This is a genomic window from Streptomyces sp. NPDC102441, from assembly GCF_044765585.1.
GTDB lineage: Bacteria > Actinomycetota > Actinomycetes > Streptomycetales > Streptomycetaceae > Streptomyces.
This window is the reverse complement of record NZ_JBIWKH010000002.1, coordinates 370,848-393,113: the sequence shown is the minus strand read 5'-3', so window position 1 is coordinate 393,113 and position 22,266 is coordinate 370,848. Positions and strand designations below refer to the sequence as shown.

Annotated in this window: 20 protein-coding genes and 1 pseudogene; 15 read left to right on the top strand and 6 right to left on the bottom strand. The window is 63.9% G+C overall.

The window, feature by feature from the left end; all coding sequences use genetic code 11:
• Positions 1–72 precede the first annotated feature (72 nt).
• Positions 73–1,029: a hypothetical protein gene (locus ACIREO_RS05310; RefSeq protein WP_404105284.1), complete on the top strand. Its 957-nt coding sequence runs from the start codon at positions 73–75 to the stop codon at positions 1,027–1,029.
• A 287-nt stretch (positions 1,030–1,316) separates the two neighbouring features.
• Here ACIREO_RS05310 and ACIREO_RS05305 read toward each other — a convergent pair whose 3' ends face one another.
• Entirely contained in the window at positions 1,317–2,378 is a 1,062-nt protein-coding gene (locus ACIREO_RS05305; protein WP_404105281.1) for a DNA-methyltransferase, read from the bottom strand.
• A gap of 173 nt (positions 2,379–2,551) precedes the next feature.
• Between ACIREO_RS05305 and ACIREO_RS05300 the strand changes: the two genes are divergently transcribed.
• The 3 genes from ACIREO_RS05300 to ACIREO_RS05290 all read left to right on the top strand — a co-directional run bounded on the left by ACIREO_RS05300 (position 2,552) and on the right by ACIREO_RS05290 (position 7,467).
• Complete coding sequence (locus tag ACIREO_RS05300) at positions 2,552–3,184, top strand: hypothetical protein (RefSeq protein WP_404105278.1); 633 nt, start codon at positions 2,552–2,554, stop codon at positions 3,182–3,184.
• Positions 3,184–5,313, top strand: coding sequence for a DEAD/DEAH box helicase family protein (locus ACIREO_RS05295; protein WP_404105276.1), 2,130 nt, complete (start codon positions 3,184–3,186; stop codon positions 5,311–5,313). The genes ACIREO_RS05300 and ACIREO_RS05295 overlap by 1 nt, the downstream gene beginning before the upstream one ends.
• A gap of 204 nt (positions 5,314–5,517) precedes the next feature.
• Positions 5,518–7,467: an AAA family ATPase gene (locus ACIREO_RS05290; protein ID WP_404105274.1), complete on the top strand. Its 1,950-nt coding sequence runs from the start codon at positions 5,518–5,520 to the stop codon at positions 7,465–7,467.
• A gap of 412 nt (positions 7,468–7,879) precedes the next feature.
• On the opposite strand, the pseudogene ACIREO_RS05285 reads toward ACIREO_RS05290, so the two are convergent.
• Positions 7,880–8,272: pseudogene (locus ACIREO_RS05285) on the bottom strand (helicase); the annotation flags it as partial.
• 179 nt (positions 8,273–8,451) lie between these two features.
• Entirely contained in the window at positions 8,452–9,318 is an 867-nt protein-coding gene (locus ACIREO_RS05280) for an NTP transferase domain-containing protein (protein WP_404105271.1), read from the bottom strand.
• Positions 9,319–9,362: 44 nt separating this feature from the next.
• Between ACIREO_RS05280 and ACIREO_RS05275 the strand changes: the two genes are divergently transcribed.
• Entirely contained in the window at positions 9,363–9,791 is a 429-nt protein-coding gene (locus ACIREO_RS05275) for an NUDIX domain-containing protein (protein ID WP_404105268.1), read from the top strand.
• On the opposite strand, the gene ACIREO_RS05270 is transcribed toward ACIREO_RS05275, so the two are convergent.
• Positions 9,786–11,378 (bottom strand): SUMF1/EgtB/PvdO family nonheme iron enzyme, encoded by a 1,593-nt coding sequence (locus ACIREO_RS05270; RefSeq protein WP_404105266.1) that lies wholly within the window; start codon positions 11,376–11,378, stop codon positions 9,786–9,788. The genes ACIREO_RS05275 and ACIREO_RS05270 overlap by 6 nt on opposite strands.
• A gap of 334 nt (positions 11,379–11,712) precedes the next feature.
• Complete coding sequence (locus tag ACIREO_RS05265; protein WP_404105263.1) at positions 11,713–12,150, bottom strand: pyridoxamine 5'-phosphate oxidase family protein; 438 nt, start codon at positions 12,148–12,150, stop codon at positions 11,713–11,715.
• Between the two features lie 678 nt (positions 12,151–12,828).
• Here ACIREO_RS05265 and ACIREO_RS05260 point away from each other — a divergent pair.
• From ACIREO_RS05260 to ACIREO_RS05250, 3 genes are read left to right on the top strand one after another with little or no spacing between them, the layout of a single operon-like run.
• Complete coding sequence (locus tag ACIREO_RS05260; RefSeq protein WP_007447266.1) at positions 12,829–13,407, top strand: hypothetical protein; 579 nt, start codon at positions 12,829–12,831, stop codon at positions 13,405–13,407.
• A gap of 3 nt (positions 13,408–13,410) precedes the next feature.
• On the top strand, positions 13,411–14,526 hold the full coding sequence (locus tag ACIREO_RS05255; protein ID WP_404105261.1) for an MAB_1171c family putative transporter: 1,116 nt from the start codon (positions 13,411–13,413) through the stop codon (positions 14,524–14,526).
• A gap of 23 nt (positions 14,527–14,549) precedes the next feature.
• The gene (locus ACIREO_RS05250) at positions 14,550–15,737 is read left to right on the top strand and encodes an amidohydrolase family protein (RefSeq protein ID WP_404105259.1); all 1,188 of its coding nucleotides are present in this window, start codon (positions 14,550–14,552) and stop codon (positions 15,735–15,737) included.
• A gap of 54 nt (positions 15,738–15,791) precedes the next feature.
• Here ACIREO_RS05250 and ACIREO_RS05245 read toward each other — a convergent pair whose 3' ends face one another.
• Positions 15,792–16,616: a helix-turn-helix transcriptional regulator gene (locus tag ACIREO_RS05245; RefSeq protein WP_404105257.1), complete on the bottom strand. Its 825-nt coding sequence runs from the start codon at positions 16,614–16,616 to the stop codon at positions 15,792–15,794.
• Between the two features lie 686 nt (positions 16,617–17,302).
• On the opposite strand from ACIREO_RS05245, the gene ACIREO_RS05240 reads away from it, so the two are divergent.
• From ACIREO_RS05240 to ACIREO_RS05210, 7 genes are all read left to right on the top strand, one after another.
• Complete coding sequence (locus ACIREO_RS05240) at positions 17,303–17,677, top strand: hypothetical protein (RefSeq protein ID WP_404105254.1); 375 nt, start codon at positions 17,303–17,305, stop codon at positions 17,675–17,677.
• 51 nt (positions 17,678–17,728) lie between these two features.
• Positions 17,729–18,310, top strand: coding sequence for a WhiB family transcriptional regulator (locus ACIREO_RS05235; protein ID WP_404105251.1), 582 nt, complete (start codon positions 17,729–17,731; stop codon positions 18,308–18,310).
• A gap of 62 nt (positions 18,311–18,372) precedes the next feature.
• The gene (locus ACIREO_RS05230) at positions 18,373–18,735 is read left to right on the top strand and encodes a hypothetical protein (protein WP_404105249.1); all 363 of its coding nucleotides are present in this window, start codon (positions 18,373–18,375) and stop codon (positions 18,733–18,735) included.
• A 62-nt stretch (positions 18,736–18,797) separates the two neighbouring features.
• The gene (locus ACIREO_RS05225) at positions 18,798–19,580 is read left to right on the top strand and encodes a hypothetical protein (RefSeq protein ID WP_404105246.1); all 783 of its coding nucleotides are present in this window, start codon (positions 18,798–18,800) and stop codon (positions 19,578–19,580) included.
• A gap of 47 nt (positions 19,581–19,627) precedes the next feature.
• The gene (locus ACIREO_RS05220) at positions 19,628–20,311 is read left to right on the top strand and encodes an ATP-binding protein (protein ID WP_404105244.1); all 684 of its coding nucleotides are present in this window, start codon (positions 19,628–19,630) and stop codon (positions 20,309–20,311) included.
• The gene (locus ACIREO_RS05215) at positions 20,311–21,078 is read left to right on the top strand and encodes a DUF6195 family protein (protein WP_404105242.1); all 768 of its coding nucleotides are present in this window, start codon (positions 20,311–20,313) and stop codon (positions 21,076–21,078) included. Before ACIREO_RS05220 ends, ACIREO_RS05215 begins: the two co-directional genes overlap by 1 nt.
• Positions 21,078–22,193 (top strand): DUF2637 domain-containing protein, encoded by a 1,116-nt coding sequence (locus ACIREO_RS05210; RefSeq protein WP_404105240.1) that lies wholly within the window; start codon positions 21,078–21,080, stop codon positions 22,191–22,193. The genes ACIREO_RS05215 and ACIREO_RS05210 overlap by 1 nt, the downstream gene beginning before the upstream one ends.
• Positions 22,194–22,266: the final 73 nt, after the last annotated feature.

The following is a 22,266-nucleotide window of genomic DNA, read 5'->3' as shown; positions in this document are numbered from 1 at the left end:
GGCAGAGCGCCGGGACACCGACACCGGCACGGGAGGTCCTCGACCTATGAGTTCATCCATCGAGTCGCGGCCATGCCCGCCTACCTCCATTGGACCCGCAAGGGCATCAAGCGCACCGACCTCGCACTCGAACTGGACCCCACTGAAAAGGGCATGCTGTCCTACACCCTGGGACAGGCCATGTGCCAGGTCTTCGCGGAACATCTCCTGTCCGTGCGATTCCTCATGCACGTCTCCCGCTATGCCGACGCTTACGGACTAACTTTCCCCCCAGGGCAGAGCCGGGCAGACTTCTTCGGCTCGCGGTACTCCGGAACCTGGGTCGTCGCCGAAGCCAAGGGCCGCTCGGGCCGCCTTGACAAGGAGACCCGCCAGGCGATGGAGGCGCAGAAGAGAACAGTCAAAACCGTGTCCGGCCAGGTACCGGAAATCTCCTACGCGTCCGCGGTCGACTTTCCTTCCAGGGGCGGCACCATGCGCCTCACGGCAATCGACCCGGAAGAAGCCGAGCCCGGCGCCATCGACCTGCACGTCAACCTCGATCAGTTCGCGCTGGCCTACTACACCCCGTTCCTGGACGCCTTCGCCAACCAGCAGCCGCAACTCCTGGGCGACTATGTCGTGGCGGGCTTCGAATCCGTCAGGGTCACTCTGGGATTGTTGGCCCCAGTCCTGCAAAGGATCGAGCGGGCCGTGTACCTAGACGACACAAGCGGACTGTACCGAGACGTCACCCGCCTGCTCGACCGCCACACCACCCGCTTCACGCGCGAAACCGCCACGCTCTTTACCGACGGCACCCTTTTCGCTGCCGACTGGAACCACCGCCCCGATCTACTGCGCCGCGAGAGCCCCCAGCCAGATGCTGAGCAGATGCGCAGACTGCATGAGTTCTACCAGGTGGTGGATAGGCAGGACGACCCGAGCAGTGAGGAATCGCTGCGCGAGGAGGACTGGTACGGGCGGGATCTGACGCAGGCTACGAGCGACCTACCAGGAATCTTCCCGCCCGCCGACGTTGCCGACTAGCAGGGACCGATCGCCGCCCCGAACGGGGCGGCAGAGCCGGCCGGAATGGCCCGCGACGGGCGGGATGCCGTCGACCAGGGCATAGGTCTAGGTAGCGTCGTTGGCGTTGACCCCAGTGGTGATGACTTGGAGTGGGTGCTGCGGCCGCCGCAGATCAGGTGGTGCTTGCTGCCCGATTCCCGCCGGCCGACTGGCGACGGCCCCTCTCTCCGCGTGGATTGGGGAACCCTTGAGAGCGAAATCTGGCACGCACTATTTCCGCACCATACGACGTCATCGATTTACCATCAAGCTTCAATAATCAGCTGGGTAGACGCATCTGCAGGTTTCAACGTCACCTCAGCCTCGCTCTGCTCGTTCAGATTGCCCAATCCCCCACCCAATTTTAGCGTGGAACCGGCCTCGACCTGCTGAACTGCAAGCCGAATATTCTCAGGCTTCTGCCCTTCCATGAACCGCACAGCAGAGAGGGCCGCGTACGCGGGATCCAGTTCGAACGAAAGCCAATTCCTGCCCAGGTTCTCCGCAACCCTTCCAGTCGAATTAGAGCCACCGAAGAAATCCACGACTAGATCTCCAGGCTCAGTCAACATCTCGACGAAAAACGCTGGAAGCTTGAGAGGGAACCGAGCCGGGTGCCCCTTTACGCCCATCGCCTTCAACGTACGAAGGTAAGCATCATTCGATTGGCTGTTAGAGATTTCAAGAAGATTGGAAGGGAGTGCCCCGCCGTTATCTACACCGAACGCCTTGCCAATGTTGTGCTCGGATGGCCTCTCCTTTGGCCTATAGTAGGCCGCCGGATTTTTTAGTAGCTGCTGCATAGATTTGGAATAGGGTACGCGGACCCGACCGACATCCGCCTTTGGCCGCTCGGTTTTAGAAAGCCACCAGACCGTATTGACCGCATCCTTGGCACGCCATTTTCGCTTGTTTACCCACTCAATTGGCGAAGGCAGCTTGGACGGGTTGTACCAGTAAAATTCCTCGGCCAGGAAGTAGCCAAGATCGTCAACGAATGCGAGCAAGGCACGAAACTGGTGCAGAGACCTCACCGGGACGCCCTGCTGGTACGCACCACCGATATCGATCACGAGGCTGCCGGTGGGCTTGAGGGCATCCTTCGCTAGTTTCGCGAACTGCACAAGCCAGTTGACATAGTCCTCTTGATCCTCATTCCCATACGCCTTCTTGCGTAGCAGCGGAAAGGGGGGGCTTGTCATAAAGAGATCGACACTGTTCGCCGGCAACTCGCCAAGCAGCTCCAAGCTGTCGCCTGTGAGCTGAGCACCGCGCGGTGTGGTGTAGCAAACGCGACCCGAACGCAGGCGATCTAGAACGTCCTGCATGTGGAGCCCTCCGCAGCTGATCAATGTGAGCCACTATAGCGGGCCGCCTGGCCTGCTGCCTGCCCTATGCCGCCTTGAGCCAGCGGAGCCGCTCGGGCCAGGCTGTGTCAGTGGTGTCTGAGATCGTGTTCGCGGTCAACGACCAACAGTAAGGTTGCCGACGAGGGGGAAGCGTGGGATCAACGACACCCGGCTGGCTCACGCTGCCGGAGGACGAGTTCCAGGCGCGGTATCGGCCCGCCCGGAACGCAACGAGCGGGTACCTGCATCGCACGCTGGTCCGCGCCCTGGGCCGGGCCGTTGATGGCTGGCCCTCCGATGAGGCCCTGACCCGCAAGCCGCTCGTGCTCGATCTGGCCTCGCCCCTGCCGCCCCGCCTCCGTTTCTACGTCTATCAGGCGACCCAGCATCCCTCCGAGCGCCAGCCGGGGACGTTCAAGATCCAGTTGTCCGTCGGAGTCACGCGGGATGGCCAACCCGCTTCACCGAAGGAGAAGCGGCGCTGGTTCGACCGCTCGGACAACATCCGACCTATCGCCATGGGGTACCACCCCGACTGGAACCTGTTCATTCTATGGGACGCCGATCTGCACGATATGAACACCGGATTTACGTTTTCCAGGAGCGTTCAAACACCGCCCGATATCGTCTGGAGCGCCTTGGCTAAAGATATCGCTTTTGGCCCACGTAGACTGCATGGGGGATCGACCGAGCAGATCATCGCCGTCCGCCCACATCGCCTCGAAGAAGCACTGAACCTGCGGATCGAACTGAGCAATGAAGCAATGTGCGAGGGGCTGTTCTGATGCTCAGGAACCTCGGCAGTCTGCAAACCGAATACACCACCGATATGAACGACATCCCCCGCGAATTTTACGACCCCTGCCTGCACGAGGCCTCGTCTTATGACCGGATCACCGGATTCTTTAGCTCGACTGCGTTCCATCTCATTCAGGCCGGACTAGCAACTTTCTTCACGCAAAACTCGGGATTCATGCGTATTCTGTGCTCTCCCAGATTGAGCACAGCCGACGCCGAAAGTCTCATTTATGGCTACGAAGTGCGCGATGATGCTGAGCTCGTATCGAAACTTCAAGGTGAACTCGCCCAACTCCTTCGGTCTCCCCATGCCGACACTGCCCGTCTCCTGGCGGCGTTGGTCGCCTCGGGTCGCCTGGAGGTGAAGCTTGCACGCGTCACACCTAAGACTTCAATCCAGAACAAACGGATGTTCCACGATAAAGTGGGACTATTCAGTGACGTCGAAGGAAATGTAGTCGGTTTCCGCGGATCCGCCAATGAGAGCTACCTCGGTCTCTCCCCTAGCGGTAATATTGAATCGATCGACGTGTGGCCGTCTTGGGAGGGCGGCCGTGACGCCGCGAGAGCTCGCCACGCCGTTGCTCGCTTTGAACGACTTTGGGAGGGGGTCGTTCCCGGGGTCACCGTCATCAGCCTCCCTCATGAAATCAAAGAAGAATTGGAGCACCTCGCCGAAGACACGGACCTTGCCGCCCTTCTTCGCGACGCCGCACGTACGGGGCGACCGACCAGGGACGAGTTCACACTCGGGGGCATCCGGCTACGTGAGCATCAACGGGCCGCGATCCGCGCCTGGGAAGCTAACGAGCACAACGGGCTGCTGACACACGCGACGGGCTCCGGCAAGACAATCACCGGGCTCTACTCCGCCGGCCTCGCCCTGGACCAAGGTCTGACGCCGCTGATCCTCGTACCCTCCCGTTTGCTACTGGAGCAGTGGGCGAAGCAAGTACACGAGTTGCTCGGCGCCCGCTCAGTGCTGGCTGGCGGTGGTCACGATCGTTGGAGCCGCAGTGGCGCGCTCCGCGCCGCAGTTGAGTCAAGTCGCCCCGGGCGCAAGTACGTATTGATCGCAGTCCTCAACACCGCGTCCAGTCCTGCGTTTCGGGCCCAACTTCGGCCTGTGACAGACAAGGTGTTCACCATCGCTGATGAAGCACACCGCCTGGGCAGTCCTCGGTTCCGCACCATCCTTGAGTGGCTGGATACCCCATGGCGACTCGGTCTAAGCGCTACGCCTGAAAGGGCCAACGACCCAGAAGGCACGGCCGCAGTTGACAGCTACTTCAGAGGTGTCGTCCACGAGTACACCTTGAAGAATGCACTCGACGACGGCGTACTCGCCCCGTACGTCTACAACCCGTCATGGGTCGACCTGACCGATGACGAGAGGGAACGCTGGGACCGGCTGACGAGCGAGATCCGGCAGCGATACGCCATGGCACAGGCGCCAGGCGCCACGCCCCATAGCCAAAACCAACTGCGCCGCAAGCTCATCGAGCGATCCCGAATTGCCAAAAGTGCGGCCTACAAAGTGTCCAGAGCCGCTGCGCTTGTCGCTGAGCACTATCGCCCCGAAAAGGACCAGAAGTGGCTCATCTACTGCGACAGTCAAGACCAGATGTCCCAAGTTCGCGAAGCGCTGACATCTGAGGGAATTCCAACACTGGAATACCATAGCCAGATGCGCGGCGATTCGGAAGCCACGCTAAGACTTTTCGACATGAGCGGCGGAATTATTATCGCGATCAAATGTCTAGATGAGGGTGTAGATATCCCTTCAGCCTCACATGCCCTTATTCTTGCTAGCTCACGAAACCCTCGAGAATTTATCCAACGACGAGGGCGAATCCTGCGGCGCTCACCCAACAAAACCGTTGCCACACTGATTGACGTACTAGTTCTTCCCGAAACTACACAGAGAGACGATCCGTCATGGCCACTTGTCGTCGGCGAACTATCGCGAGCTATCCAGTTCGCCGGTTGGAGCATCACGCAGAACTCCGTTTCAATCCTGGAAGACAAGTGGGTGTCAATGGGGTTGTCACTCAGTCAGCTTGATGATATTCGAACTGAGGGTATTGAAGATGATGAAGGGGGAGCAGATGCCTAGTCGAAGTGAGGAGACGGCAGACTTGTTGGCGACCGTGGAAGAGGTCCGAGAAGAACGCTATCCAGATCTAGACCCCGCACTAGTTAGTGAGATCCTCGGCGTACAGCATGAATTTGCCGAAGATCACGCCGAAGCCAGAAAGCGTACCGAACAGATCGTCAACCGCTGGGTCACCCAGCAAGCGGCTACAGAGGCGGCGAGCTAATGTTGACTCTCGATCGACTGATTGTCGAGGATTTCGGGCCCTACCGGGGGCGCCAGGAGATGAACTTCTCCAGCGATCGTGGCGTCTACATCGTCTACGGGCCGAATGGTCGCGGTAAGACGACCCTACACAATGCCTTCCGTTATGCCTTGTACGGCGAAATTCATGGGCGCCGCGGCACCGAAGACGCCTCAGAGCTCGTAAACACAGAGGCACGAAAAGAGGCTGGGGGCTCAGGAGCCTTCGAAACAGTGCTGGACTTCCATGACAATGGAGTTCCTTATCGTGTAACCCGACGCTACGACGAGGACAGCCATCCGAGCGAGATCGTGATCTTGCAACGCGATGGAGAAGTGCTATCTCCGGATGACTCCAGAAGAACTATCCAGATGATCGCCCCGGATTCGGTGAGTCAGTTCTTCCTGTTCGACGGTGAACTCCTTCGCCAGTACGAGGACCTTTTGGATCCTGGGAGCGAAAAGGGTGCTGAGCTTGAGCGAAGCATCGAACGGGTTCTCGGAATTCCGATCGTCGGAAATGCCAAGGCTGATGCCGTAGCAATTTCACGAGCAGCGTCGAAGCAATTGAGCGAGCAGTACGCCGCCAATGATGACACCAAACGTATGGGGCTGGCCCTTAAGGAGGCCCAGGATATCCGTGATCGCCTCCAGAAGGACCACAGTGATGTCGAAACTCAGATCGAAGCCGGCCACAACCGCATTTCTGAACTCGATGTTTTGATGCGGGAGCAGCAAAAAGCTCAACACATTCTGGGCAAGATTGACCAATTGCAGGTTCAGATCGCTGGCGTGGACGGTCGAGAAACAGCCTCGGTCAACGCCCTTGACGAGCTCTCCACTGACCTATGGAAAGCGGTTCTGGCGCGCTCCGCTAATCAGCATCTCGCCGAAGTCGACACCGCTGTCGCGACCGCGGAGACCGAGCTCAGCGAGGGCGCAGCAGCCATGCGAGATCTGATCCATCTGCAAACGTCGCCCGACTGCCCTGTGTGCCGCCGCGAGATTCCGCTAGTTTTGCGCGACCAACTAACCGAAAAAATCAAGCGAATCACCTCGGTCGGACATCAGGAGGACGCCCAGACCCGACTGGAGCGGCTTCGCGCCAAGCGTCGAACGTTGCAAGTCCTCGCCCGCCAAGACGTTCGCCTCATCGTCGAACGCGATGCCAGTCTTCGCCAAGTGCGGCTGGAGAAGGAGGAGCTCTACGGTGACATCGCCGAGCTGAGGCAGCAGATTGACGAAATCGGGCAGAGCGAGGAGCAAGTGCGTGCGCTGTCCACTGAGCGCGATGAGCGTCACGCCAAGCTCGAGCGCGACAAAGATCGCTTGGCTGCTGTTGACGTCCAAATTCGTAAGAAGGAGGCAGACATTGAGGACTTCAAGCGACGGCTTCGGAAGCAGGTAGCACCCGACCGCTCCATTGAGTTGAAGGACGAGGTGGCGCAAAAGCTTCGCGACCTTTTCAGTGATTCAATCGACGCATACAGGACGAAGCTTCGCCACCGTGTCGAAGCGCATGCCTCGGAAATCTTCCGCGACCTTGCATCCGAACCTGACTATGTGGGGCTGCGCATCACCGACAGCTATGGGCTTGAGATCCTCGACAAGGACGGAGAGGTGGTCAGGCGTTCTGCGGGTTACGAGCATCTCGTGGCCTTGTCGCTCATTGCCGCGCTTCAAGACAGCGCAGCAGTTCGGGGCCCGGTAGTCATGGACTACCCCTTCGGTCGCCTAGACGCCGACAACACGGCACACGTGGTGGCTGCTCTGCCTAGAATGGCGCGCCAGGTGATCCTACTTTCGTTCGACGGAGAGTTTGATCGAGGAGCTGCACTCCGTGCGTTGGGCGGCAACCTGGTGGCCGAGTACGAATTGGACCGACGAAGTTCCAAGCACACTGTGATCGAACGCCGGAGGGTAGCTGTCTGATGGCCGATCTGAAAAACATCGCGCTTACCATCGAATCGACGCAGGCAGCAGCGGACCTCATCCACTGGCTGGGGATCTCAGAAAAGACCCCGCTGGCAGACCGAGTACGCCTGGGTTTCGCCTATGCGATCGAAAACCAACTCGACCTCACTCGTGCCTCTGGCACCCGCGGTGGGAGCAACTACGACACCGGTGGCCTGGATCCCGACGGCCTGATGGCTGAGACGGTCAAGATCTATTTTCCGCAGCCCCAAGTCATCGCGGAGCCCTACCGAGCAGTCGAGGTCCTGATGAACAAAGGGCTCCTATTGCTCAGCGAACATTGGTCGGCAGGGGAAGTCGGCAGCATGGGGGACCTCGTGGACGGGCCCCCAGGCTGACGCGAACTCATACCAGGGGATTTTGCAGCAGCGCCCAGCGCGGGCAGCACCTCGCCGATGTAGCGGAGGAAGGCCGGGTTGGGGCCCACCGCCAGGACCGCGCGCTTGGCCAGGAGCTCCCGGTGTTCGTACAGCAGGAAGGCCGCCCGGTGCAGGGCGACCGCCGTCTTGCCGGTGCCCGGCCCTCTCTCGACCACGAGGACGCCCCGGTGCGGCGCGGGCATGATGCAGTCCTGCTCGGCCTGGATGGTCCGCACGATGTCTCCCATGCGGCCGGTGCGGGCCGAGCTCAGGGCGGCGAGCAGCACGGCGTCGCCGCTCGGGTCCTCGAAGCCGGAGCGCTCGCGGTCCCCCAGGTCCAGGATCTCATCGTGCAGCTCGGTCACCGTGCGGCCCTCGGTAGTGAGGTGCCTGCGCCGGCGCAGCCGGTAGGACCCCGACGACTCCCTAGATCAAGGCGTGCGAGCTCGTCGCCCCAGTTGGCCGTACCCACACAGGGGGTTTCGCGCCCGTAGGAAACCGCAGGTGTGGGAGCCGGAGGGTGCGGTGCTCTGGGCGAACCGCGCCGGGCTTGGCTGCGAGAAGAAGTGCGCGAGCGCTGGCCTTAGCTGTGTGGGCTCTCGGAGCGAATTGGATAAGTAAGCTCGTCGGCTGTGCCGGAGTGCGGAAGACCGAGGTCCGTCAAGGGCTGGGTGCTGGTCACTACAGCGAGGTAATGGGATCGTGCGTAGGAGGCCAGTGCCAGGGAGAGCTTCGGCTCGCTGGCCATCCCCTGTGCCGCTGTGACTAGATAGTGCAGCAGTCGCGGCGTCACTCTCATCCGGCCTTGAAGGAGTCGGAGGTTGGCGATGCCGCACTCCGCCTCCAGGCGAATCGTCTCGTCTCGGTCGGGTTTCTCGACCAGCCCCACCATCCTCTGCACCGGACCCTCACCAGTACAGACGATCACTCCGTGGCTGCTTGCCGCGCCGGCGTCGAACGGTGCCGCCAGAACCGCCGGAATGGCCTGCGGAGTCGCTGTGACGAGCGCAGACAGCGCTGTATGGGTGGGGTCGACGTTGTCAGCGAAGACCACGTAGAACTCCCCCGTGCGCAGGTGTTCGGAACCGTTCAACACGGACGTGACATCGGCGTATCGGCCGTGCTGGGCGATGAAGTCGACTTGCAGATGGTCGGCGGCTCGGGGCTGCGCTGGAAGCTGGTTCGTAAGACTCTGGTAGCGGGCCAAAGCCCCTGGAGCAAGGACCTGGCGGGTCCAGTCGATCAGCGGCGTGTAATACGGGTGGTGGACGACTACGGCGCGATCACTCCCGATGGCGGCGGCCTCGTCCACGATGTGCGCGAGGCCCGGCCGGCCACAGACAGGTCGCAGCTCCTTGGGCAAGTACGGCGACCAACTGCCTACGCGGGTGCCCAATCCACCGGCGGCGATCACCACAGGTGGCACGACGGAGATTGACGGCCGATTCATCGCTGTCCCCTTCGGGCCGGTCCGCTGAGCGATAGCGTCGGCGGATGCATACACGTGTGACGGGCATCGTCATTGAGGACGACAAGATCTTGGTGCTCAACCAGGACACCGACGGCCCCAGGACCTGGTCCCTGCCCGGCGGCAAGGTCGAGGACGGCGAGGCTCTGGAAGAGGCGCTGATCAGGGAAATGCAGGAGGAGACCGGCGCCGAGGTTGAAGTGGGCCGACTGCTGTACCTGTGCGACAACACGAGTGCTCACGTCGTTCACATCACCTTCGAGGCCCGCATCGTGGGCGGAGAGATCGGAGCGGTCAAGGAGGGTGCGGACACGCGGCCGATCCGAGGCGTCGAGTTCGTGGCGTTGGACGACCTGCCCAGCCGAGGTTTCAGTGACGTGTTCGTGAAGCTCTGCCGGGACGGGTTCCCGGGCGCGGGTTCGTACATGGGGCCGAAGTCCGCGATCGGCCTATGAGCCCAGCGAACTGATCAGCAGCCGGTCGAGTCCGCCTGGCGTGGTCCGGGCGGACTCATTGACGGCGTCGACCCACTGATTGAGCAGGTGCGCCAGCTCCCAAGCTCCGAGCCGTGCGGCATCGGTGGTGCCAGGGTCGCGTACCAGGCGAACCCCTACGCCCCGTGAGGAGCCCAGCAGGTAGCGCGAGCGGACAGCCGACACCGCACCTTCTGTGCTTGGAGTGTTCCAGGCCGCTCCGAACAAGTACCGCTGCATGGGCTGGGGTTCAGGCAGCGCGGGGCCGTCGCCACACCAGATCTGAACGTTGCCGATCAGGTGGTGAATCTCCCGATCGCCACGGCCGGGTTCCATCACGGGACAGCTGTCGCCCACGACATAGCCGCTGTTGTACGCCCGCGCCCCCTTCGTGGCGGCCAAGGCTTCGGCCCGGCTCGGCAACCGTGCTCCGAACCATGCGGCGGCGACGGCCGCACCGATCCACGTGACCCAGTAAGCGGGATGGGACTCGTATCCGCGGCTGACCCGCCATCGCCGATCGGCCGGGTCGTGATGGAGTCGTCCACCACGTTCGTGGGGCATCGGGCACACCAGGAGATTGGTACCGAGCCGGGAGTTCACTGCCCCGCCCGCGTGCAGCATGGTCAGCAGCTCGGCCATTTCCGCGTTGGTGACCAGCAGATTGCGCCACTCGGCCTGCCCCACTGGCCTGTAGGCCGGCTTGGCCATCCGCTGTGGAGCAGATTGGGCGCAGACGCGGTGGCTGGGCCGGGGCACGGGTTCGTGCACCTCGTACTGGCTGCCACCGGCGAGCCACTTGGTGACGGTCTCGGTCACTTCGGGGGCGAGCTGTTGGCGGGCCTGGGCGATGGCCTTCTCTACCGCAGCGCTGACGAGGCCCACGACACCGGAGGACAGTTCGGCGACCAGGGTGTCCTTGCGTCCGGTGGTGGCAAAGGTGGTGTCCGTCGCAGTCGTGGCGTCAGCAGCGCTGGGCGATTCGTCGGCCGCTTCCGTCATCCCGATACCGAGAAACTCGGTGAGAGCCGCTTCCGTACGTGCGGGATCGCTGACGTGCTGTTCGTACGGGATGACCAGGAGAGGGCGGCGGGACGGCTGATCTCCGTCGAAGAGGGCTCGGGCGAGCAGCAGCGAGTTCACGACGATCAGCCGCCCCAGAGCGGTGGCCGGATCGGGATCGTCCTGCGGAAGGAGCGGGGCGAAGACCGTACGCCACCTGGGTGCGCGGGCCGTCGCGGCAACCTGCGCGTACCGGTCGCCGTAGCGCCATCGCTCCCAGAGCCGACCTCGGGCGAACGAGGAAGCGATCCCGATGGGTGCCCTGGTCAGGACGACGGCCGGCGACTCAGGCAGCATGCCCAGGACGGTGTCCGTGGCGAAGAAGAGATTTGTCTCCTTGACCAAGTGCTGGGGTTGCCCGTGCAGGTCGCTGAGCGCGCAGAGAAGATGGTGCCAGCCCAAGCCGCTGAGTCCGGTTCCCTGGAGACTCGGCGGCACGCGGTTACCAGGCGACAACGGGTGTTCGCGACCGAGCTGCTGGCGGAAGGGCTCGTTGTGCTGCGGCATCGCCCCCCGCAACGAGTCGGACAGCCAGTTCGATCCAACCCTCTCGAAGACGCCGAGGGCCAGCGCTGGCGGCGAGACCAGCCCTCGGCCCTGCTCTTCCAGGTGGGTTGCCAGACGCGCGACGATGCTGTGGATAGTGCCGTCGGGCAGAGCCGCGCTTAAGGCGGGATGCGGCCTCGCGGGCGGTAAGGGTGCCGCCCCGGGTTCCGTCTGTTCGTGACTTGTTGTCATGACCCGAAAACTTAGAGCCACTTCGGTCGGCCACCCCTGAGGAAAACTCAGGGCTGAGTAACGCTCAGGGTCTGCATATGCCTATGTCGTGGGTCGCTTGGCTCTACGCAGCGGCCTGGGCTATCCGAGGTCGGACACCCAAGGTCTGGCCCAGTGCTCGTTCGACCGAGACCACGATGGCCACCCGCTCGGGGTCCGGGGCCGGCGTGCGGCCGTATCGCTCTCCGTAACGGGCAACCGCATCCTCGACCACAGCCTCGTCAGTGCACACCTCTGCCACCCCTTCGAGCGTGGCCCACCGGCCGCCGTCGACCTGGCACACGGCTACGAGGGCTTCACCCCCACTCGCGAGAATGTTGGCCACCTTACGGCTCGATTTGCGAGTGATAATTCGGGCCACGCCTGCGGCGACATCCACCGTGACACCGACCGGCACGACATGCGGTCGCCCATCGGGCCGCAGCGTAGTCAGCGTGCACAGATGGCGCTCGCTCCAGAACTCTAGGTAGTTGTCCGGCTGGCCGGATATCGCGTTCGACATGACCGAAAGCGTAAACGCCACAGTTGCCCGAACTGCCCCAGAGTGACCGCCACCACACCCTTCCCGATCAGCCCTTTCGTCCATTTCGCGGACGTTTGCGAACGAGATACCTTGGTTGAAAGTCTCAGGTTGATAACGGAGTCACCCATCGGCCCGCAAAAGTTGATTCGTGCACGCCAGACAGCAAAACAGCAGTTCAGGGCCTCGTACGGAATTGAGCAAGGTTGCTTTAGGCCGCTTTGACCCGGTGAAGTTACCTGCCGTCTACATGAATCGATCATGATTTTTAGGCCATGTCTTGTCGGAACCGTCACGTACTGTCCAAAGAGGTTCCCGGGAGCTCCACGGGGCAGCCTCGCTCGGGGCGTCAGTGCGTGTTCGCGTACGTGACATACCGAGTAGACGGGAAGCCCTGGATGCCTGGCATCCCTCCCCCTCCGCGGGGGTTTAGTGGGGCGCAGGCGCCGCCGACTGCGGTCGTTTCCGGCACTGGGAACCGGACGTCATCGACCTGGGCGCGGTGTCGCCCGGCTCGGGGGAGCCATCACAGCCGGTTGGAGGGATTACTCAGTGTGGTCGGATAAGAGTGGTCGAGACGCGGAGGAACCCAAGGTTCCCGCTCAGGACGGGGTCATCAGCCGACGCCTTGGGCGCTGGCGTACGGCCACGGCCCGAACGGTGGAGAAGGATCTGCACCGACTGATTCGGCGTGAGCTGCAAGACCTCGGGGTCACTCCCCCGCTCGACGTTCACGATCTCTGCGAGAAGCTGAGCCGACGGCGCGGGCGCCCTCTGTTTCTGCGTGCAGCTCCGCTGCCCAAGCCTGGCCCATCGGGCATGTGGGCTGAGTACGACACGTACGACGTGATCCTGTACCAGCAGGAAACGACCGACCTGCACCAGGACGGGATCATCCTGCACGAGGTCGGGCACATCCTCGTGGCGGAGAACGAAGAGGCCGCTGAGACCTCCTCGGGCGAGGCCAAAGCGGACACGCCGATTGCCGACCCTGATGAAGAAGCGGCGGCCGTCGACGTGGAGGGGTGGGCCACCCTGATGCCCGTCTTCGGTACCGAGGCGGTCAAGCGTGTTGCCCAGCGTTGCTCGTACGACGACGGCGAAGAGTGCTCCGTCGAACTCGTGGCGACGATCATCCTGGAGTGGTCGACCCTGCTCGCAAGCTCCACTCCGCCGGCTGATGATCCCGCACTGCGACGGGTCGAAGCTGCTCTTGGCGACCGGCGAGGATGGCTGTAACTCGTGGAACTCCTGCTCCTGGGGCTCCTAGCCGCTCTGGTCTGGAAGCTCTACCAGTGGAAGCGAAGCCCGCATGACGCACCTCTTCGCTCGGTCACCCTCTGCCTTCTCTGTGCTGCGCTCTCGTACCCCGTAGCGATGCCCGGCGGCGCGTCCGGCGTCGACACCGTCGCCGGTCATGGGACGGCGAAGCTGATTCAGAACGTACTGCTGCTTCTCGCGGTGTACTTCCTGATGTGCTTCTACCTCTACTCCGCCGCCGACGAGGATGCGGGCCGACGTAGGGCCCGGAAGGAAGCCGTCGTTGTCGCGGTCGTCGCGGTGGCGATCACTGTCGCTGCCGTGTCTGTGCCGCACGAGGTCTTCGCCGGCTCCTTCAGCACGGCCGACATGACGACTCCGCAGATCTCGTTCTTCTACGGCGGCGCTGGCCTCTATCTGATGTACGCGCTTGGCATGGCGTGCCGGTGGACTCGCCGCTATGCCCGAATGTCCCGACGCCCGCATTCCACCGGGCTCTGGATGGCCGCCGTGGGTCTGGGGGCTATGGCGGTGGCCTGCGCGATCCGCGCCGTCATCGTCGCCTTTCGCGCGGTCGACGTAGAGGTATCCGAACCGCTGATGGCAGCCGTCGCCTTCCTCCTGGTGGCGTCCATCCTCACGTTCGCGGCGGGCATCACGTACTCCGGAGCCCGAGCCCGGATCTCATCCCTCCGCCTCTGGCTCCGCCATCGCCGCGACCACCGCCGACTTACCCCGTTGTGGGAACTGCTGGCGGAGACGTACCCGGACAACGTGCTGCGGCCGGCGTCCGCGGCGGCCCTGGACCGGTGGCGGGCCCGCGGCGTGCACCGGCGCTACCACCGTCGCATCGTGGAGTGCCGCGACGGCCTGGTGGACATCAGCCCGCACCTGCTGGATGAGAGCGACGACAGCGCAGCCCTCAACATCGACTCCGCCGAGCTTGCCGCCCGGCTCCGCCGGGCCTCCGCCCGGATCGAGAGGGGCGTCCCCGCCCCCCGCCGCGCGGTTCCCCTCGCGATGGCGCTGGGCAGCGACCGCGAGTCCGATGTGAAACAACTGATTGCGGTATCCGACGAACTGCGCGCAGCCGCATGACCTCGCACGATCAAGGAGTCACGATGCTGATTACCGGTGGACGAGTGCTTGTCGACTCGGGGACCTACCTGGAAGACGGTGCGATCCTCATCGAGGGCGAGTCGATCGCCGCCGTCGGGCCGCGCAAGGAGATCGAGGAACGGGCCGGAGCCGACGTGCCCCGTTGCGAGTTCGGCGGAACCGTTCTGCCCGGCCTCATCGACGCCCACGTGCACTTGGCCTTCGACGGCGGGGCCGACCCCGTCGCGACCCTCCAGGGCTCCACGGACGACGTCCTGTTCGAGGACATGCGTCGCCGCGCCGAGCAGCTTCTGCGCAGCGGAGTGACCACGGCCCGAGACCTCGGGGACCGGAGCGGACTCGCCCTTCGCCTGGCGTCCCAGATCAACGATCGCCGCACGGCGGGACCGCGGATCGTGTCCGCGGGCACCCCGGCCACCACTCTCGGCGGCCACTGCCACTTCCTGGGCGGCGAAGTCTCCGGGGAAGCCGAGATCCGCGACCTTGTCCGGCGCAACCTCGCGGCCGGGGCCGGGGTCATCAAGGCGATGGTCACCGGCGGGGGTCTGACAAAGGACGGCCCCAAGAGCCACCAGAGCCAGTTCTCGGACGAGGAACTTGCCGCCCTGGTGGAGGAGGCTCACGCCGCAGGCGTACCCGTCGCGGCCCATGCCCACGGTGCCGACGGCATCGCCGCCGCCGTTGAGGCCGGCGTCGACACCATCGAGCATTGCACCTGGATGTCGAGCGATGGCCTCGACTTTCGGCCCGACGTGGTCCAGCAGATCATCGCGAAGAACATCACTGTGTGCCCGGCCGTGAGCCCGCACTGGCAGATGCTCCCGCGATTCTTCGGTGAAGAGCGCGCCGCCGCCATGTTCGATCTGGTGCGGCAGATGGCCGACTCCGGTGTCCGTCTGATCGCCGGAACCGACGCGGGCGTTCAGCGGGCGGGCTTCGACGGGTTGGTTCCGGCGCTCGGGTTCTACTCGCACCTGGGCCTGCCGAACGCCTCGATCATCGACATGGCGACGTCACAGGCGGCTGAGGCCCTGGGCCTGGGCGACGTCACCGGCAAGATCGCTCCCGGCTTCCGCGCGGATCTCCTCCTGGTCGACGGTGACCCGCTCGCAGATCTCTCCGCCCTGAGCGAGGTCCGAGCGGTGTTCGCCTCGGGCCTGCGCCACAAGCCGACCGGCGCGGACCAGTAGGCGAAGAACCCAGTGCCCTGCTTCCCGTGCCCAGAGGGGTCGGGAAGCAGGGCACTAGCCTTTGCTGCCTGGATCGGTCCGTTCAACGACTTCGCCAGCAAGGTCGTTCAGGATCGACAGAACATCGGCCGGCAACCCCTCGCTGCCCATCCCGCGAGCCCGGACCCGGCCCACCTTCCCCTGCTTGGCCGCGTACATGAAGCGCAGTGCTTCATAAGCTTGCGCCGCGACAGCTTCGTTCTCCTCGAAGTACAGCTTTGAGACGTCGAAGAACTTGGCCAGACCTTCGAGAACCACGGGCAACGGGTCGTCCTTCGCCCCCGTCCGCAGACCCTCGATGTCGGCCGCCGAGACGACCGCAGAGCCCGCGTACGCATTCACCGCGTCCGCGATCTCCTGGTCCTCCGGTGACGGGCGACCGGGGTAGGAGTGCTCCAGGAGCAGGGTGATCTTCTCGGCCAGAGTCTCAGGAGCCTTCTCGGGCTGGGCCTCGCCAAAGGATCGCGCCTGCGCGCGCTTCAGCTCGTCCTCCGTCACGCCGTACGCAGCCGCCAAGGCAGGGATGTACTTGTCCTTCAAAGCGCGGACGCCCTGCTCGGCACCCGCCAAGGGGCCGTCGCTCTTAGTCCCGATGATCTCCCTGGTCTCGTACCGGTAGAGGCCAGCGTCGCATCGCAGGTCCATCAGATCGGGCAAGCCGTCGCGCGGGAACAGATCGTCCAAGTCCTGGTTCAGTGCCTTCGCGAGAGCAGGCAACTTCTCCTGGTCGGGTGTCGTCGCCCCCGACTCCCACCCCGCCACAGTCGAGTCCGCAACACCGATGGAAGACGCCACATCGGCCTGCGATACGTCGACGGCGGCTCGACGTACCGAGCGCACACGTTCTCTGTCGAACCGGCGAGCTGGCATCGGACCTCGTTTTTGGGGTGAACCGAGGAAACCTCGGACTGTTGACTTTTAATGTGAACCAAGATAGCTTCATCTTAGCGAAAAACGAGGGGGTTCGCACCTCTCTCAGCTTTCGCCCACCTGCGGTTCCCATCGTGGACCGGTCCGGTGGAGAGGGGTTGCCGCGCATCACTCGGGTGCGGCTCTTCCCCTCAAAACGCCATCGGCGTCCGAGAGTTCGCACCTCCCGGACGCCAGACAGCTCGTGATCCGCGGCCCCCGACAAGGGCGCTGGTCACTCGCACGGCCACTCCGTGTCCTTTCGCACGGCACAACGGAGCGGCATACCACATAGAGGAGTGTCGCATGTCCCCTACTACGGACTGCAACCCGAAGGTGGAGATCCCTTCGGGCCCGGCTAAACGGCTAGCTGCCCAACTGGCGTCCATGCTGCCAGAGGCCGCCGTCGTGCAGGTGCGCCTTCAGGGGCCTCGAACCCTGTGGCCCCACCTTGGCCTGACGGCCGTGACCGACCGAGGTCGTCACCTTCGCGTCCCTCGGGCGAAGGCGCTCACCATCGCCCGGTGGATCATCCGCTCATTCCCCCACGCGGGATGGGCGGCCTCGGGCCACGCCTTCGACCTGCGAACGGCTGAGCTGCGCGGGATGGAAGCGTGATGGCCGCCGTGGCACCGGCGAATGCCGGACCAGTCCTGGACGTGCAGGGACTCGTGGCCGTAGTAGACCTCTTGGCCCAGGCCGGCGGGCTGGATGCCCTGCTGGGCAGTCGGGCGACAGAGTCCCGCGACAAGCGTCTGCACATCGGATACAGCGAAGCTGCCGAACGACTGAACATTCCAGAGAAGTGGCTGCGTGAGCGCATATCGACGCTCCCGCACCGGAAGTTCGGGAAGTTCGTCCAGTTCACGGAAGACGACCTCCACGCGATTTCCGAAATGCACTTCGTCAGCCCTGGCGCACGGTCCCAGCGGGACGATGAGTCGGCCCTGATGGCGCTTCAGCCGTCAAAGCGCTCTCGTAAGCGTTCCTGATCTCCCCTCGCGCCCGATTTATTGGGGCGCTGCGAACATCGCGAGATACTTATGAGCATTGACATATCCAGCCTCATCGAGGCTGCGCACCAGGGAAACTGGGTGCCCCTCATGGAGGAGTCAAGGAAGGCTCCGGGGAAGCACTGGGCGGAGTTTGCTCGATGCACGAACTACGACATCAACATGTTCGTTCCTCTTGCAGACGGGCCACGAGAAGATCCCGACGTGGTGAAAACCAAACTGGGGTTTTCCCTCAATCGTCCTCGCAACCTCTGCGGGTCATGCCCGCTGGCCGTCTCCTCCCGATGCCTGGTCGAATCCCTCAAGGATGATGACGAATACGGAATCCGGGGCGGGCTTTTGGCTTCGGAGCGCTCAGAGTTGCGGCGCGTCTGGCAGGACCGTAACACCGAGAAAGCCGTAGAAGGCGCGCTTCGAGGAAGCACCGAGCCCTTGACCAAGCCCGCCAGGGACGCCGTGATCGCTCGCTTCGCCATCGACCCCTCCTTGGACGCCGCTGCCGTCGCACGCGGGCTCGGAGTGACGCACGAGTACCTGCTCAAGCTCGCACGACGGCACCGAAAGGCGCAGGCCGGAGAGGGTTCTCCCTCGCTCCAAGTCGTGGCCGCCTGAGTCCGCCCCCGAAGAAACGATCCTTCCGCACGGCGGCCCCTGCGTCCACGGGAGTTCTCCCCATGCTTCAGAACAATCCCTCCGGACTTCGGCCCACGAATATGTGTGCCGCGATTCGCGAGATTGCACCTTCGGCTGTACTCGTACGGGTCTATCCCCAGAGTCGGTCTGTTACCCACCTCTTCGAATCGGATTTCTATCGCATGTTCACCGACCACAGGACCGAAGAAGAAGTGGCCCGCGTGATCAAGCGCGAATTCGGGAAGACCGCAGACTGGCGTTACGCCCACGATTTCTACCTGCCGACGGCAACGCTGTACCTCACTCCGGAGCCGCATCAGAACGGCTACATCCCGGAGGACGACAGTTCTTTCGGCCTTTCCGGCCACCGTCGAATAGCGATAGCTGGCGGTGAGCGCGGATGAGCGCTATAGCAACCGAACTGATCTGGTCGCAATCAAAGTCTTGCAGGGGCTCACGCCTCGTCATGCTGGCGCTGGCCCGTGAGGCGGACGACGACGGCAAAGCCACGCTGACCTTGGACGAAATAGCCGGACTCACCCGCCTGACGCCTCGCTCAATAACGAAGTGCCTGGGCGAGCTCGCGAAGCTCGGGGAACTCAGCCACGAGCGGGGAGGTGGAGCCTCCAACCCCAACACCTACTCGATACTGCTGTGCCGAGCCGGCGACCACACCGGTTCGAGGGAAGAACTTCCTACTTCCCGACCTGAAGAGGGTACTAACTTCCAGGAAGTTTCATCCCAGAACTCTGCCTCAGAGGTCAAAAGTGGGAAGTTTCAGCGCACAGATTCGGAAGTTTCTTCCTCACGCGCACGTGGTGGTAATACTCCCTACGGGAGTATTACCACCACCAAAGAGCAAGCTAGCTTGCTGGGACCACGTCGAGAGAGCTCAGCCGTCAAGCAGGACTCGGTGAACGTTCCCGACGGAGCAAAGGACCTGGTAACAGCCATAACGGGAGCTGGAATGCTCGTCGGCTGGCGGTTGACCGAATCCGAATGGGATCGGGTAACAGCTCTCGCAGCGCGCTGGGGAAATGAACGTCTGGTCGAAATGGTGGCGCGTCGATGGAACGCCGACCGGCCGCCACAGTCCGCCCGCTATCTGCTGCGCATCTGGGCGGACCTCCCTTCGCACGATTCCGCAGCAGCCTCCCAAGGAAATGTCGTGCCGCTGCGCCGACAGCCTGCGGGCTGGACTCCTTTCCAGAACACCGCTGCCCCCAGCACCTACCAGAACGGATTTTGAGCATGTCTGAGCCGGAACGCGCGGGCAGCGCAAGGTCAATGCACGCCATGGAACGAATACTCGCTGCGAAGGGACTTCAGGTCGTGCCGGACTCCGACCTCGCCGACGACGTACCGGAAGAGAACCCCGGAGACCTCGAATGGCACAGCCGGGCCCGTGCCGACTACGCCCTGACGCGATGGAGGCGGGCAACCCCTCCGCGGTTCCGTGACGCGGAAGCGACGTTGCCGGAGGTCGTCCAGTGGGCCGACCGCGCCCTTGCGGACAACGCCGCCGCTGGTGCTCTGCTCCTCACCGGCCTCACGGGGACAGGCAAAACGCACCAGGCGTACGGGGCCCTGCGACGGATCGCGGCCGGCTCGCCTCACCGCTTCGAGCTGATCGCCGTGAACTCAGCCGACATGTACGGCAACCTGCGCCCTTCGCAGGTCATGGGCGCCTCGGAACACGAGCTGCAACGGCTCAGCCGGGTCCAGTACCTGTTTCTCGATGACCTCGGTACGGCGAAAACGTCGGAATGGACCGAAGAGGTCACGTACCGGCTGATCAACTACAGGTACAACCACTGCCTGCCGACGATCATCACGTCCAATCTTCCGGCCCGGGACGAGAACGGGCCCGACCTGAGCGACTTCGTAGGGGCCCGCGTGGCGAGCCGCCTGGCGGAGATGGTCACGACCCTCGTGCCGATGATCGGCGCCGACCGGCGTCGTGGCGGGAGGGCTGCCTGATGCCCGTCCGCCTTCGCGGAGCCTCCCTCGACGCCGCCGCACTGTCCACAGCCTGTGCATACGTCGGCCCGCACAGCCGGTACGCGAATCCGTTCACGGCCGGGATGCGCTCCCCGCTCGGTTCTCCGATGGACGGGGCCGAGGCGGTGGGTCTCTTCGCCGCCACGCTCCGGGGCCCGGTGGGCAGCCTCTACGCCGCTCGCTTCGCCCGAGCCCTGCACTGGCTCGACCTGATGTGCACATGCCCCCTTGATGCTCCGTGCCACGCGGACGTCCTTCTCCATCTCGCCAACGAGTCCGGCGACGCAACCGCACTCCGCACCACAGATCTTCTGGAAGGCCCCCCGATGAGTCACCCGATCATGTTCGCTGCGGCCAAGCACCTCACCACCGCGGAGGAGAGGCGCAAGGCCGCTCGGGAGGCGGCGTTCCGTACCTGGGGCCCACGGTCGATCACGGCCGCGTCGAAGTACGCCCGCATCCTCCTGGGGGACGCAGCAGTCACGCTCGACTGGGAGGTACTGGGTCTCCTCAGCTTTGAGGAGCACCTGCAAGCCTTCGCCTCGCTCGACACGACCGGGGGCCAGCACCTGGAGCTCTACTACACCGACCAAGGCGGCACGGAACGGCTCTCGCTGCGGATCTCGTGTGTGAGCTGCCCGAGTCAGCACGTGTACGACGTGACGTCTCTGGAACAGCTCGGACAGCTCCTCTCGCAGACTCCGGCCTGGTCGGACATCGCACCCCGCGAAGGGGGCAACCTCTGATGTCGCACACGCACATAGACACGGCGGCGGGAACCGACCGGCAGGGCTACAGCCTGCGGGGCATGACGGCCTGGGACCGCAGTGCGATCATCCTTCTCGGCGCGGCTGGGTTCGCCTTCTCCTACGACGCGCTGCGTCAGATCGCCCTCGCCATCCACGCCAGAGAGAACCTGACGTACTTGTTCCCGGTGTTCATCGACGGGTTCATTGCCTACGGCGTACGGGCCATCGTTCTCCTGCGCCACGAGCGGTTCGCCGCACGTTTCTACGCGTGGGTCCTGTTCCTTTCGGCGACCGGGGCGAGCCTCGGCGCGAACGCTCTGCACGCGATCACGCTGAACGATTCGCCGGAGGCCGGACGGTCCGCGCTGCATCTGGCGGACGGCGTCGTGGGGGTGCTTTCGATGCTCGCGCCGCTCGCGCTGGCGGGGTCGGTCCACCTCTACATCCTGATGGCGCGGACGGCTGAGCGGGCGGTCCCGGACGGGACGGAGACCGGTCCCGGACCGGTCCAGGAGGAGGCTCCGACTCTCGAACGCGTCGCGGTCGAGCCGGGTCCTAGTCCGCTGGAATCACCCGTGCAGACGGCTCCACGTCCGCTGTCCAGCGGTCCGTCCGCACCGGCACAGTGCACCGCGACCGCCGTTGACCTGCGCAAAGTCGCGGTTCAGTCCGAGGACCATGCGCACGCTGCCGGTAGGGATGTCTCCACGTCCGCGGTGGCGGACGGTGGGGTGACGGACGGCGGGACTGCGGACGGACCGGTTCCTGGCTCGCCGGGCCAGGGGCCGGTCACCGCGTCTTCGTCGGCAGCCGATCCGTCCGCTCCCGCGACGGTCCGTGACGCTGCGGACGGGGAAAAGTCGTCCGTCCCGGACGGCCCGGAGGGCTCGCAGGAGCGGGAGGCAGACGACAACTGGCTGACGGAGCTGCTGCCGATTGCACGGGCCGCCACCAAGCAGGCCGGACGGATCAGTCGTGAGGTTGTCGGCGACGCCGTCCGCAAACAACAGGCGATCAGCAACGACCGCCTTGGGCTGCTGCTCGGCCGGTTGAAGGAAGAGGACGACGAGGGGGCCAAGACACCCGCCGCCGCCTCCAGCTCCCTCTGGTGATTGCATCTCATGACGGGCCCGGGACCTGTGCGGCTCGCACCGTGCAGGTCCCGGTTGGCCCGCTTGATCAGGA